Source organism: Geobacter metallireducens GS-15 (genome assembly GCF_000012925.1).
Taxonomy (GTDB): Bacteria; Desulfobacterota; Desulfuromonadia; order Geobacterales; family Geobacteraceae; genus Geobacter; species Geobacter metallireducens.
The window spans coordinates 3,713,903-3,727,301 of the sequence record NC_007517.1 but is presented as its reverse complement, the minus strand read 5'-3'; the positions used below and the strand labels follow the sequence as shown (position 1 = coordinate 3,727,301).

The following is a 13,399-nucleotide window of genomic DNA, read 5'->3' as shown; positions in this document are numbered from 1 at the left end:
GGTTAGTCTCGCGCCACCACCATCAGCTCCACCTCCAGGTCGGCGGGGGCGCTGGTCCAGTAGAGGGCCAGTGTGTGCTCCCGCTCCACCAGGGGCCACTGGTCGCCGGCGGCGTCCACGGCGAAGTAGTGGGTGTCGGAACGGCGCGGCAGCTCCTGGGGCGGAACCGGCATGTGGGCCAATTCGATGCCGGGGAGTGCCCGTGACGCCAGGACCGGCAGGTGCTCCCGGGCGCTGAGCTTGGCGGAGGTTTCCAGGGAGGGGAGGAAGGTGGTTGGCTCTTCCTTGGTGCGCAGGGCCAGGTAGTAGCGGCTGCCGCCGTCGAATACCGCAGGTTTCAGCTCGGCGCTGAAGAAAGTGCCGTCGTGGAGGAGGCGGATCACGTAGTTGGGACCGGCGGTGATCTCGTCCAGGAGCTGGGCGATCAGGTCCCGGGCCCCGGCGAAGCACTCTCCCAGGGCCCGGTGGTCGTAGGGGGGAAGGAGGCGGACCCCGTCGTCCAGCTCTCCCAGGGCCGAAACCCGCTCCGAGAAGGAGGCCAGCTCGCCGATGAGCTGACGCAGGGCACCGTAGGCGTCCCAGGGGTGGACCCGCCTGGCCTCGGTCAGGTGGAAGAGGTACGGTACATGGCGGTTCAGGGAGCGGAGCGCCAGGAGGTAGACCAGGTCCCGGGAGCCGAACTCGGCGTTCTGGATCCCCCGCTGCTTCTTGTGCTCCTCCAGCTGCCGCCCCCGGGCCGCCACCTGGTCCCGGATTTCCCGGATGATGCGGAAGAGTGGTTCGCTGGCTTCCAGGGCCAGGGAAGGGGGGATGAATCGCCGGGAGAGGCGCACCTCGGCCCCGAAGCGCTCCAGCCGGGCCACGGGAATTAGGTGCCAGTCCCCCAGCTGCTCTCGCTCGCTGTCCCAGAAGATCTTGATCATATGCCGCAGCCGCTTTACCTGCCCCGGGGGACCACCGGCGTGGAGATCCCGTGCCTCCTCCGGGTCCATGGGGGCCGCAAAACGGGTGGAGACGGCCGAAAGCCCCTCCAGACGCTCCACCGTCGTCACGTTTTCCCCCGCTTCCTGCCATTTGCGGATACCGACGGAGACCATGAGGGGTTTATCCCCCTCAAGCCAGGCACTGTCGAAGGAGCGGGGCTCGCATAGGGCGTTTTCGCCCAGGACCGCCCAGGTGCCGTCGGGGAAGAGAAATTCTCCCGAGAGGATGCTGAAGATCCCGGTGCCGAGGGCGCTCTCCTCGATCTCCAACTCCCCGGCCCCCCAGAAATGGGGGTGGAGATAGCTGAAGAGGGGGGCGAGGCGCCCCTGGATTGACAGGTCAAGAAGCTGGAAATGCTGGGGCTGGAGAAAGAGCCCCTGGTGCCAGTGGACTGGGGGGTGGGCGGTCATGGTTTTTCGGTCTCCTCAGTCACGTCCTGGATCTCCTGGGGACCTAGGAGGAGTTTCATGTCAAGCCGTCCCGGTTTCACGAGTTTGGTCCGGCTGAGGAAACCCTTGGTCTCTTCCACTGAGGGGATGGTGTAGAGCCGTGCCGAGCGATCCTTGTCAAGGCGGTAGTAGCCGGCAACGAACCCCACGTAGCGGGCCCCTTCGGCTCGGTCCAGGGACTCGTTCACCTCTTGTCCCGGCTGGATCACCATCCGCTTGGCGGTCGCCACTCCCGGATCGAAGCGGCCGCACTCCAGAAGCTTGGTCAGGCCGTCGGGCTCGGTGCGGAACTGGTTGAAGGCATTGGGGTCCCGGAGCTGGTAGAGGCAGGCCACGAGAGCGTGGGGACTCTTCTGGAAGAGATTCAGCTGCGGGTCCCCCTTCAGGGTGACGGAGATCGCCTCCTTTTCGTAGCCCCAATCCAGCGGAGGCGTTGCCTTCGGAGTGGAGGTGCAGGAACAAAGCGATGCTATGGCGGATACATAGAGCAGCAAAGCGGCTCGACGCTTCATGGGCTTCTCCCTATGGATGGTGTCGTCGGCAAGAGATAGGACAGACGGGTGGGGGGAAATGAAATATTCCTAAGTTTGCCAAAAATAAAAAAATTCTTATTATCATTTTTCATGTATGTATGTCAATCAGCTTGCGTCGAGGTGTGGCAAGGCACTGAGAGAAGGTACGGAGCACTGCTGTGTCATTGCTGACGGCGCAGCGAAGGCCAAGGGGCAGAATTGTGATCTGACGGCGAGAAAAGAAGTAGAGACTTTGCTAAAGTTGACAGGCGTATCTATTTGATGCCGGAGAGGTGGCCATGAGTACCCATGATTCCCCTGTTCACATCGTTGTCGTAGGGTGTTTGATTCGAAACGGGCTCGGCGAGATCCTGTTGATCCGGCACCATAAACGTGGCTGGGAAATCCCGCAGGGGCGTGTCGAGGCAGGGGAGGGGATTGTCGACGCGCTTCGCCGGGAGGTGAGAGAGGAGACGGGGGTCGAGATCAAACCGGGACCCCTTACTGCCGTCTGGTCCAAGGTTTCACCCCCTGCGTCGCTAATCCTCACGTTTCTGGCGGACTATGCGGAGGGTGAACTGGCTCCCAGCGATGAAACGCCGGAGCTGGGGTGGTTTAGCGAGCGCGAAGGGGTGGAGCTGGTTGCTCATCCCGTGACCCGGGACCGGCTCAGGGCGCTTCTTGACTATTCGGGAACCGTTGCCTGTTTCTCGTACGCAACCAATCCATACAAGCTTTTGGGAAGTTTGGGGGAGCCATAGTCGCTATTCCATCCCCAGTCGGTGCATCTTTTTGTATAAGGCGGTGCGATGGATTCCAAGCATGCGTGCGGTCAGCGCCCGGTTCCCACCCGCAGCCTGCAGGGCCGATTCGATGGCGGCCCGCTCCGTCCTGGCTGTCTGTTCCTCCAGCGTACCGGAGACCCCGACGGTCTGTCCCTTGTTGAGCGCCGGCGGCAGGTGGTGGGGCTCTATGGTTAATCCCTGGGATTTCCAGGCCATCTGACGCATGACCCCGCGCAGTTCCCGTACATTGCCGGGCCAGTCGTGCGATATCAACGCCTCCGTGGCTCCTGCGGAAATCTTGAGCATCGGCAGTTCTTCCCGGCGTGACACTTCCGTCAGAAAATGCTTCGCCAGCAGGGGGATGTCTTCCGGTCTGGACCTGAGGGGGGGAATCTCGAGGGGGAACTCGTTGATGCGGTAATAGAGATCGGCGCGGAATCTCCCTTTGTTGACGTTCGTCATGAGATCGCGGTTCGTGGCGGCCACCAGGCGAAAATCGACGGGGAGCGGCGCCGTGCCTCCCAGGCGGTCTATCTTACGCTCCTCAAGCACCCGCAGCAGCTTTGCCTGACTTTCGAGGGGGAGTTCACCGATCTCATCCAGAAAGAGCGTTCCGCCGCACGCCAGTTCGAACTTGCCGGGCTTCCCCTTTTTCCTGGCGCCGCTGAAGGCCCCTTCTTCGTAGCCGAACAGTTCCGATTCGATCAGGTCGCGGGGGATTGCGCCGCAGTTTACTGCAATGAAAGGCCCCTTGTTCCTCCTCGAAGCTTCGTGGAGCGCCTGGGCGAACAACTCCTTGCCAGTCCCGCTTTCTCCCAGGATGAGCACGGTCGCGCCGGAGTCGGCCACGCGTCGTGCCTGTTCGATGAGCATCAGCATTTCTTTGTTTTTGGTGAGGATGTTACGGAAGGAGTAGCGTTTCCCCCGCATTTCATCCAGCAGGGTCTCGAAACGCTCCACCTGGAGTTCCATGGTCCGCACCTTGGTCACCAGCTTCTCCACTTGTTCCGTGCTCTTGAAGAGGATTCTCCCGAAAGCGCCCATCACCTTGTTGTCCCGCCGGATGGGAAGGTTCACCGTGACCTTGGTCTTGCCGTGCAGGTCGACAACCTGGGCGTGTTCGGCCACGCCGGTGCGGGCCACCTCCGACAAATGGCTGGCCGGCGCAATGGCCGACAGGTCGAGGCCCCGTCCCCCTCCGACTTCCAGCCCCAGCCACTGCTCGTTGGACGGGCTGAGCAGGGTGACCTTCCCCGTAGCGTCGACGACCGTCAGTCCCTCGTAGGGGTTGTCGAGGACCATTTTCACCATCTCTTCATTCAGGCAGTTCTCTCCGTACGGCCCCAGTATATGGTCCGCAGCCCGAACGCGCCGGATTGCCAGCAGCTCCACCCCGTGCCGCCCCTCCGCTTGCACGAACCACTTCCTCCCCCAGAAAATCCACTCTCCTTTCTTCAGCCCCCGCAACTCGTCGGGAGGGAGATCACCCTCTCTGAACTCCAGGCCTGTCGTGTCGAAAAACTGCCGGTTCAGGGCGGTAACGCGGCCTGATTCGTCGAGGAGGACAATACCGCATCTGCAATAGTCTGCTTTAAGGAACAGCGAAGCGGGGGTATGTGTATCCATCAGTCGACATGTCTCCTTTTGGGTTCATAGCTGCAAAACCGCCATCTCTTCGGAGGTGGTGGGCGATGTGTGTATCCATATGTCTACACGCGTTAAAATATAACAAATCGTTTTCTAGATGTATACATTAAAAATATCATTACATATTAGTGTTTTACGATGTTGTTGCAGTTGTTGCCTTTGTTGGCACGGGTGTTGGATATAAAGGCGTTATAAAAAATAAATATGCCTGTGTCGGCATGAGGAGGGACGAATGTTTAATACCAGCGAAGAAGTACGCATTGTGACTGAAACCATACGCCAGGCGGCACGGGAACGGATTGCACCGGCGGCTGCATCCGTCGACGCGACCGGTGAGCTCGACGGCGAGGTGTTGTCGCTGCTGTGGGATCTGGGGCTCATGACCCTGGTGTTCCCGCCGGAGTTCGGCGGCGCGGAACAGAGCCAGGGGACGCTGCTCTGTACGGCAGTGGAAGAGATCGCGCGCCACTGCGCCTCATCATCCTTGATGCTGATCATCCAGGCTGTGGGCAGTTTTCCGCTGCTGCACGGCGGCAGCCGGGAACTCCTGGAGCGGGTGCTCCCCCGGATTGTGGAAAGGCGGGAGTTGGCCGCCTATCTGGTCTCCGAGCCGGGTGCCGGGTCCGATGTCGGCTCTATCCGCACCACGGCGGTCAGGGATGGCAACGAGTACGTCATCTCCGGCACCAAATGCTTCTCCACCAACGGACCGGTGGCATCCTACTACACCGTCCTGGCGCGCACCTCCGAGAACGGGCGTAACGGCCTCAGCTTTTTCCTGGTGGATGGCGATGCGCCGGGGCTCAAGGTGGGGAAGATCGAGAAGAAGCTGGGCCAGCGCGGGTCCAAGACCTCCGAGATGTATCTCGACGAAGTGCGGGTTCCGGCCGGTAACCTTCTCGGCGAAGAGAACAAGGGGTTCCTCCTCGCCATGAAGGACTTCGACATGTCCCGCCCCGCCATCGGCGCCCAGGCCCTCGGCATTGCCGAAGGGGCCTTCGATCAGATGCTGAAGCATTCCCGGGAGCGGAAGACCTTCGGGCAACCGCTCTGCGAGCACCAGATGATCCAGCAGATCATCGCCGACAGCGCCACCAAGATAGAAGCGGCGCGCGGCCTCATCTACCGGGCCGCGGCCCTCTACGACCAGGGCAAGCGCAACACCAAGCTCGCCTCCATGGGGAAGCTCTTCGCCTCCGACGCCGCCATGCAGATCACCACCGACGCCATCCAGGTCTTCGGCGGCTATGGTTACATGCAGGACTACCCGGTGGAGCGGATGTTCCGGGACGCCAAGCTGACCCAGATATTCGAGGGGGCCAACCAGATCCAGCGGCTGGTCATCGCCCGGGAGATCCTGAAAGAGGCCGCTTGAATCCCGGAAAGCGTGAATTTTCGCACTGATAAAAGGAGATATCCCCATGAAACATCTTACCGAAGAACAGAAACTGACGCTGGACATGGTGCGCGACGTGGCGACCCGCGAGATCGCGCCCCGGGCGCTGGAACTCGACGAGAAATCGCTCTTTCCGGAGTACGCCCGTGACCTCTTTGCCAAGCTGGGTCTCCTCAACCCGCTCCTCCCCGCTGCATACGGGGGCACGGAGATGGGGGTCCTGACCCTGGCCCTGATTCTCGAGGAGCTGGGCCGCGTCTGCGCCTCCACCGCTCTCCTCCTCATCGCCCAGACCGATGGCATGCTGCCGATCATCCACGGGGGGAGTCCGGAGCTGAAGGAGCGCTACCTGCGCCGGTTTGCGGGTGAATCCACTCTGCTGACGGCCCTGGCCGCCACCGAGCCGGCCGCCGGTTCCGACCTCCTTGCCATGAAAACCCGGGCGGTGCGCCAAGGCGACAAGTATGTCATCAACGGCCAGAAGTGCTTCATCACCAACGGCTCGGTGGCTGACGTCATCGTCGTGTATGCCTACACCGATCCGGAGAAGGGGTCCAAGGGTATCAGCGCCTTTGTCGTGGAGAAGGGGACCCCGGGACTCGTCTACGGCCGCAACGAATCGAAGATGGGGATGCGCGGCTCCATCAACTCCGAGCTCTTTTTCGAGAACATGGAGGTCCCGGCGGAAAACATCATCGGCGCTGAAGGGACCGGCTTTGCCAACCTCATGCAGACCCTCTCCACCAACCGAGTCTTCTGCGCGGCCCAGGCCGTCGGCATCGCCCAGGGTGCGCTGGACATAGCCGTCAGACACACCCAGGACCGGGTGCAGTTCGGCAAGCCCATCGCCCACCTCGCGCCGGTTCAGTTCATGGTCGCCGACATGGCGACGGCCGTGGAAGCCTCGCGGCTGTTGACCCGGAAGGCGGCGGAACTGCTCGATGATGGGGATAAGAAGGCGGTGCTCTACGGCAGCATGGCCAAGACTATGGCGAGCGACACTGCCATGCGGGTGACCACCGATGCCGTGCAGGTGCTCGGCGGCTCCGGCTACATGAAGGAAAACGGCGTGGAGCGGATGATGCGGGACGCCAAGCTGACCCAGATCTACACCGGCACCAATCAGATAACCCGCATGGTGACGGGGAGGGCCCTGTTGTTCCCGTAAAGGGTAACAACAGGAATGTATCGTGACATCAGGCAGATAGCCTTAAGAGCGGAGAAAGAGAATGGCTAGGACAAATGTGATGATCGCCGAGACCTTTCCGGAATATCTGGTCGACCACAACCTGATCGACTGTGAGGTGGAGAGCCTCTGCAACGGCATGGTCCGGTACGAGAAACGGCCGGCCAGGCGCCGTGACGGGTCGGTGGCGGAAGGGCTCTACAACGCCTGGATCATCTTCAACAACCCCAGGCAGTACAACTCCTACACGACCGAGATGGTCAAGGCCACCATCCTTGCCTTCCGTCGCGCCTCCGTCGATCGCGAGGTGAATGCCGTGGTCTTCACCGGCGTTGGCGACAAGGCGTTCTGCACCGGCGGCAACACCAAGGAGTACGCGGAGTACTATGCCGGCAACCCCCAGGAGTACCGGCAGTACATGCGGCTGTTCAACGACATGGTCTCCTCCATCCTCGGCTGCGACCGGCCGGTGATCTGCCGGGTGAACGGCATGCGGATCGGCGGCGGCCAGGAGATCGGCATGGCCTGCGACTTCTCCATCGCCCAGGATCTGGCGAAATTCGGGCAGGCTGGCCCCAAGCACGGCTCAGCCGCCATCGGCGGGGCAACCGACTTCCTGCCGATCATGATTGGCTGCGAGCAGGCCATGGTGTCCGGGACCCTCTGCGAGCCCTTCTCGGCCCACAAGGCGGCGCGGCTCGGCATCATCGCCGATGTGGTCCCGGCCCTCAAGGTTGGCGGTACGTTCGTCGCCAACCCCACCGTCGTCACCGACCGGTTCCTGGACGAGTATGGCAGGGTAGTCCAGGGCGAATTCAAGACCGGCGCCGACTTCAAGGCGGGACAGGCCCGGATCAAGGAAGGGGAGGTCGATCTCAGCCTCCTCGATGAGAAAGTGGAAGAGCTCTGCGCCAAGCTTCTGGAGACCTTCCCCGAGTGCATGACCAAGAGCTTGGAAGAGTTGCGCAAACCAAAGCTCCAGGCGTGGAACCTGAACAAGGAGAACTCCCGCGCGTGGCTGGCGCTCAACATGATGAACGAGGCCCGCATCGGCTTCCGGGCGTTCAATGAAGGAACCAAGGAGACGGGGCGCGAGATCGATTTCGTCAAGCTTCGCCGTCAGCTGGCCGAGGGAACGCCCTGGGCCGAGGAGTTGATTGAGATTTGATGCTTCCGGTCGTCACGATGATCCGAGATGTCATCAGGTGCGTAACGTGCCGGCAGGTGTGCCGAACCAATGAAACCATCCAACGGGGGTATCGTTTATGGAAAGCGTAAAAAATGCCAAGCGCAGCTATGAAAAGGAGTACCGGCAGAAAGTCTGCTCGCCGGTAGAAGCCGCGGCAGTCGTCAAGTCGGGGGATTGTCTCTGCTTCCCCATCAGCGTCGGGGAGCCGACGCTCTTCGTGAGGGCGTTGGCGGCCCGCAGGCACGAGTTGGAAGGGGTCGTCATCAACCAGCAGCATCACCTCTGCCCCGATTACTTCACGGAGGATTCGGCTCCGCACATAAAGGTCAACGCATGGTTCACGAGCCACGTTTCCCGCGAGGCGGTCCAGAAGGGGTGGGCGGATTTCGTTCCCAACTATTTCCATGAGGTTCCCCGGCTCCTGCGTGATTACTGGCCCGTTGACGTGGCCGGGACCGTGGTTTCCCCCATGGACGAGCATGGCTACTTCACCTGCAGCCTCTCCGTGGCCTACACCATGGAGGCGATTAAGAAGGCAAAGAAAGTGGTGGTGCAGGTGAACCCCCAGGCCCCCCGGACCCACGGCAACTGCCATATTCACATCTCCGAGGTGGACCACATCATCGAGTGTGACGAGCCCCTGGCATCCTTGACCATCCCCCCCATCACGCCAGTTGAAGAGGCTATCGGCGGCTATATCTCGGAACTTGTGGAAGACGGTTCATGCCTGCAACTCGGCTGGGGCGGCATACCGAACTCGGTCTGCAAGGCACTGCTGCACAAGAAGGATCTGGGGATACACACCGAGCTCCTTTCCGACGGCATGGTGGACCTGATGCTTTCAGGGGCGGTCAACAACTCCCGCAAGCAAACCCATACCGGCAAGACCGTCGCCACGTTCGCCCTCGGCACCAGCCGGCTCTATGAGTTCATGAACGAAAATCCGCGGATAGAGATGCACCCGGTGGATTACGTCAACTATCCCCACAACATCGGCAAAAACGACAACGTGGTGTCGATCAACGCCACGCTTGAGGTGGACCTGCTCGGCCAGTGCTGTTCCGAGTCGTTCGGGCATCTGCAGTACAGCGGAACCGGCGGCCAGGCCGATTTCGTCCGGGGTTCGAATATCTCCAACGGCGGGAAAGGCTTCATCACCACGGCGTCCACCGCAAAAAACGGAACCATATCACGCATCGTTCCGACCTTGGCGCCGGGGGCATCTGTCACCACCGGGAAGAACGATGTGGATTATGTGGTCACCGAGTTCGGGGTGGCCAAGCTCCGGGGGCAGACTGCCCGGCAACGGGCCATCAACCTGATCAACATCGCACACCCCGATTTCCGGGGCGAACTCACCGAGGCAGCCAGAAGGATGAACCGCATTTAGAGCCTGTCGGCAGTACTGTCCCGCAACCGGTTTGGGAGGGGTACGTGATGAGATTTACATTGATGTATTGTGCAGCGGCTTTGGTAATGCTTGCGGTGCCGGTATCGGCCCAGGATGTTCCACAGCAGTCTCCGCCTGCGTATAATTGCGATTTTGAGCCGGCCTGCGAGGTGAGCCCCGGCATCTATGGAAATATGGCGTCACCCGTCACGAGTAAATTCAAACTGTCGATCGGCGGTTTTGTAAAGCTCGATTACGTGTACAACTCCGTCAATCTGGGCTCTGCAAACGGTATCGGCCTCGTGGCAACGCTGCAGCCCAACGGCATTCCCAAAACCAGTTCACCTGCGGCGAAACAGGATCAATCCCTCTTCTCCGCCCGACAGAGCCGCATCTGGTTCAAGGCCGAGGGGCCGACATTTCTGGGCGCCAGGACGGGCGCGCTGATCGAGACCGATTTCTTCGGCTCCGGCGGCAGCAGCAATGAAACCGCCACCATGAGGATCAGGCTTGCCTACGGCACCCTCGACTGGGCAAACACGCAAATCCTCTTCGGACAGTCATGGGATCTCTTCGGGCCGGCGGCGGCATCCACTGTCGACTTCGGCCAGGGGCAGACCGCCGGCAACCCGACCACCCCCCGCGTTCCCCAGTTACGGGTGTCACAGAAAGTGAGGCTGAGTGAGCAGAACTCTCTCAAGCTCATAGCGGCACTGCAGAATCCGATACAGAACAGCAATACCGCCAACGGCACGGCGGGGGAATCCTGGGGAGCCAGGCCCAATATCGCGGGACAGGCGATGCTTGTCAGCAAGGCCCTTGGCGCGGCACCCGGATTCTGGGGGCTCCCCATGAACCAGTTTACGGTTGGGCTGTTCGGCCTCTACGGCAATCAGGAGATAGCGGGCAACGGGGGAACGGTTGATTCATGGGGATATGGCTTGTACGCCTTCGTGCCGGTTCTGAGGTCCGCGGATGGCAAAAGCAGGGCCATGACCGCCTCCTTCGAAGGGCAGGCGTACCGGGCCGCCAACATGTCGTTCAACTACGCAACCGTCAGCCCGTTAATCGGTCCACAGGGGGACAAGACCGGCGCCAAGGGGTATGGCCTGTTCGGGCAGATGATATTCTACCCGACCCAGAATCTGGGCATCACCGCCGGGTACGGCATGAGGGGGGCGGAAAATTTCGCGGATTATACCCGGAGTGGCATCAAGGACTTCCAGAAGTCAAACTCCCAGGCCTTTGCCAATATCGCCTACGACCTCAACGCCGCCGTCAGGGTCGCAACCGAGTATCAATACGTGAGCACCCGGTATGGCAACGTTACCGCAGGCACTTCAGATTTCGGGAAGGCGAACGTGTTCCGGTTCTCGATGATCTATTTCTTCTAGAATGTTCAGGTTCCCGCAATCGAGTTGCGCCGGAAGTTACCCGTGAGGCGCCCCGATAACAGACTGGCTGTCGGCTCCACCTTCACGACGGACGCTCCCGGTTGCCGGAGGCGTCGGGCAGCGGCGGACCAGAAAGATTTACGGCCAAATTGTTTCCTCAGAGGGGGGCTTGATTCCTCTTTGCAACCACTGAGAGACGGAGGCGTTGAGATAACCTGGGAAACGAACCCCATTTCTTTGCCTTTTTCCGTGCCACCCTGTCTCCGTGGTGGATTTTTAATATCAAACCCGCTCGAAGATGACTGCCACCGCCTCGCCGCCGCCGATGCAGAGGGTGGCGAGGCCGTAGCGTTTCTGCCGCCGATGGAGTTCCCGGATGACCGTGGCTGCAAGCCGGCCGCCGCTGGCGCCGATGGGGTGGCCGATGGCGCAGGCGCCGCCGTTGACGTTCACCTTGTCCAAGGGGAGGCCGAGACCCTTGACGGCCAGGAGGGCCACCGAGGCAAAGGCCTCGTTGATCTCGAAGAGGTCGATGTCGGACACCGTCAGGCCGGCCTTGGCGCAGGCCTTCTCGATGGCGCCGATGGGGGCCTCGGGGAAGTTGTCGGGATGACGGCTTTCCGTGGCCGAGGCAACGATCCGGGCCTTGGGGGTGAGGTTGTACTTCTTTAGGCCGTCGGCATCGGTCAGTAGGGCCAGGGCCGCGCCGTCGTTGATGGTGGAGGCGTTGCCGGCGGTGATGGTGCCGTCCTTCTTGAAGGCGGCCCGCAGAGATGGCAGCTTGCTCGGATCACCCTTGAAGGGCTCTTCGTCCGTGCCAATGGTTTCGTCACCCTTTTTCCCCTTCTTTACCACCGGCACGATCTCGTCGGCAAAGATGCGGCCGGTCACCGCCGCCTGGGCCAGTTCGTAGGAGCGCCGGGCGAACGCGTCCTGCTCCTCGCGAGAGAGGTTGCCCCGCTCCGCGCTCGCCTCACCGATCTCTCCCATGTGGCGGCCCGTATAGGGATCCTGGAGACCGTCGTAGATCAGCAGGTCCAGCAGTTCACTGTGCCCCATGCGGTAGCCGGCGCGGGCCTTCTTGAGGAAAAAGGGCGCCAGGGACATGTTCTCCATGCCGCCGGCGATGACAATTTGGGACTCACCGAGACGAATGCTGTCGGCGCCGAGCATGATTGCCTTCAGGCCGCTTCCGCAGACCTTGTTGACGGTCAGGGCATGGGCCGTGTCGGGGATTCCCGCCCCGCGCATGGCCTGGCGGGCCGGGGCTTGGCCACAGCCGCCGGAGAGGACCTGCCCCACAATGACTTCATTCACCGTGTCGGGGGCGAGGCCGGCCTTTGCCAGAAGCTCTTTCATGACGGTGGCGGCCAGCTTTGGGGCATCCACGTCGGCCAGCATGCCGGAAAATGAACCAAACGGTGTTCTCAGAGCATCAACCACAAATATTTCATTCATCGAAGCCTCCCGATAGTCTGTGCCACTTTTGTAGAAGATATGCCGTTTGTCACCGCATGACCCGTGCTGTCAGGGCCGGCACGAACTGCATGACATCGGCCACCACCAGGACGTCGGCAACCTCTCCGATGGGGGCATCCCGGTCCTTGTTGATGGCCACCACAAAGTCAGCCTTTTTCATTCCTGCAACATGCTGGATGGCACCGGAGATACCACAGGCCACATAGAGCTTGGGGCTGACCACCTGGCCAGTGGTTCCCACCTGGTGGCTATGGTCAACCCATTTGGCATCGACCACCGGCCGACTTGCCCCCAACTCTCCGCCAAGCACCTTGGCAAGCTCGGCAATGACCCCCACGTTTTCCTTCTTTCCGACACCCCTGCCGGCACTGACGACTATTTCTGCCCGGCCGAGATCAACCCCCTTTTTCTCCGCAGCCTCGTAGCCGTCGAATTGAATCCGGTCCGGTTCAAGGGGGACGTCGAGGGGGACTATTGCCGGCATTCCCGCAGGTTCTCTCTCAAGGCTGAATGCCCCGGCCTGGATGGTGAGTATGGTCCTGGGTGTTTTTGGCGTCACGGCGCGGCGTAGTTTGGCGTTGCAGCAGTTCACCTCGTAGGCGCCGTCGCCGGCAACCGCAACCACTTCCGACACCTGTGCAGCCCCGAGTGCAACCGCCAACCGCGGGGCCAGATCCCAGCCGTAGGATGAGTGGACAAAAGCGATGCAGTCAGGGTCTTCCCGCTCTACGGCAGCGAGGATTATTCTCTTGTGGTGCTCCGGGTTGTACTCGCCGCACTGCGCCGCGTCGGCAATGTAGAGGGTCCCGTCCACGGTTGGCACCGTCCCCGCCGGCGCCACGAGAACCATGGAGCGCTGGGCACCAAGGGCGTCGGCAAAGGCCACTAGATCGTAACTTTCCTCGCGGAGCTTTCCTTCGCGGTATTCTCCCACCAGAAGCACCTTCATAGAACCTCCTTCATAGGCGGGCCGCGGAACCGTTGATCG

The 13,399-nt window shown here is 61.3% G+C and carries 11 protein-coding genes; 6 read left to right on the top strand and 5 right to left on the bottom strand.

Going from position 1 to position 13,399, the window contains the following annotated elements:
• Window positions 1–2: 2 nt before the first annotated feature.
• The gene (tssK, locus tag GMET_RS16595) at window positions 3–1,394 is read right to left on the bottom strand and encodes a type VI secretion system baseplate subunit TssK (RefSeq protein WP_004512535.1); all 1,392 of its coding nucleotides are present in this window, start codon (window positions 1,392–1,394) and stop codon (window positions 3–5) included.
• Window positions 1,391–1,945, bottom strand: a complete 555-nt coding sequence (gene tssJ / locus GMET_RS16590) for a type VI secretion system lipoprotein TssJ (protein ID WP_004512534.1) — start codon at window positions 1,943–1,945, stop codon at window positions 1,391–1,393. Before tssJ ends, tssK begins: the two co-directional genes overlap by 4 nt.
• A gap of 299 nt (window positions 1,946–2,244) precedes the next feature.
• Here tssJ and GMET_RS16585 point away from each other — a divergent pair, with 299 nt between their 5' ends.
• Entirely contained in the window at window positions 2,245–2,706 is a 462-nt protein-coding gene (locus GMET_RS16585; protein ID WP_004512533.1) for an NUDIX hydrolase, read from the top strand.
• Window positions 2,707–2,709: 3 nt separating this feature from the next.
• Here the strand turns inward: GMET_RS16585 and GMET_RS16580 are convergent, their stop codons facing one another.
• Window positions 2,710–4,356: a sigma-54 interaction domain-containing protein gene (locus GMET_RS16580; protein WP_004512532.1), complete on the bottom strand. Its 1,647-nt coding sequence runs from the start codon at window positions 4,354–4,356 to the stop codon at window positions 2,710–2,712.
• 253 nt (window positions 4,357–4,609) lie between these two features.
• Between GMET_RS16580 and GMET_RS16575 the strand changes: the two genes are divergently transcribed.
• The 5 genes from GMET_RS16575 to GMET_RS16555 all read left to right on the top strand — a co-directional run bounded on the left by GMET_RS16575 (window position 4,610) and on the right by GMET_RS16555 (window position 10,932).
• Window positions 4,610–5,752: a cyclohexane-1-carbonyl-CoA dehydrogenase gene (locus tag GMET_RS16575; RefSeq protein WP_004512531.1), complete on the top strand. Its 1,143-nt coding sequence runs from the start codon at window positions 4,610–4,612 to the stop codon at window positions 5,750–5,752.
• Window positions 5,753–5,798: 46 nt separating this feature from the next.
• Window positions 5,799–6,941, top strand: a complete 1,143-nt coding sequence (locus tag GMET_RS16570) for a cyclohex-1-ene-1-carbonyl-CoA dehydrogenase (RefSeq protein WP_004512530.1) — start codon at window positions 5,799–5,801, stop codon at window positions 6,939–6,941.
• 61 nt (window positions 6,942–7,002) lie between these two features.
• On the top strand, window positions 7,003–8,127 hold the full coding sequence (gene oah / locus GMET_RS16565) for a 6-oxocyclohex-1-ene-1-carbonyl-CoA hydratase (RefSeq protein ID WP_004512529.1): 1,125 nt from the start codon (window positions 7,003–7,005) through the stop codon (window positions 8,125–8,127).
• A gap of 97 nt (window positions 8,128–8,224) precedes the next feature.
• Window positions 8,225–9,538, top strand: a complete 1,314-nt coding sequence (locus GMET_RS16560) for an acetyl-CoA hydrolase/transferase family protein (protein ID WP_004512528.1) — start codon at window positions 8,225–8,227, stop codon at window positions 9,536–9,538.
• A 47-nt stretch (window positions 9,539–9,585) separates the two neighbouring features.
• Window positions 9,586–10,932 carry a hypothetical protein gene (locus GMET_RS16555; RefSeq protein WP_004512527.1) on the top strand — a complete coding sequence of 449 codons (1,347 nt, stop codon included), beginning with the start codon at window positions 9,586–9,588 and terminating at the stop codon, window positions 10,930–10,932.
• Between the two features lie 282 nt (window positions 10,933–11,214).
• Here the strand turns inward: GMET_RS16555 and GMET_RS16550 are convergent, their stop codons facing one another.
• Together GMET_RS16550 and GMET_RS16545 are read right to left on the bottom strand one after the other, a co-directional pair.
• The gene (locus GMET_RS16550; protein WP_004512526.1) at window positions 11,215–12,390 is read right to left on the bottom strand and encodes a thiolase family protein; all 1,176 of its coding nucleotides are present in this window, start codon (window positions 12,388–12,390) and stop codon (window positions 11,215–11,217) included.
• Window positions 12,391–12,439: 49 nt separating this feature from the next.
• Entirely contained in the window at window positions 12,440–13,360 is a 921-nt protein-coding gene (locus GMET_RS16545) for an electron transfer flavoprotein subunit alpha/FixB family protein (protein ID WP_004512525.1), read from the bottom strand.
• Between the last annotated feature and the right edge of the window lie 39 nt (window positions 13,361–13,399).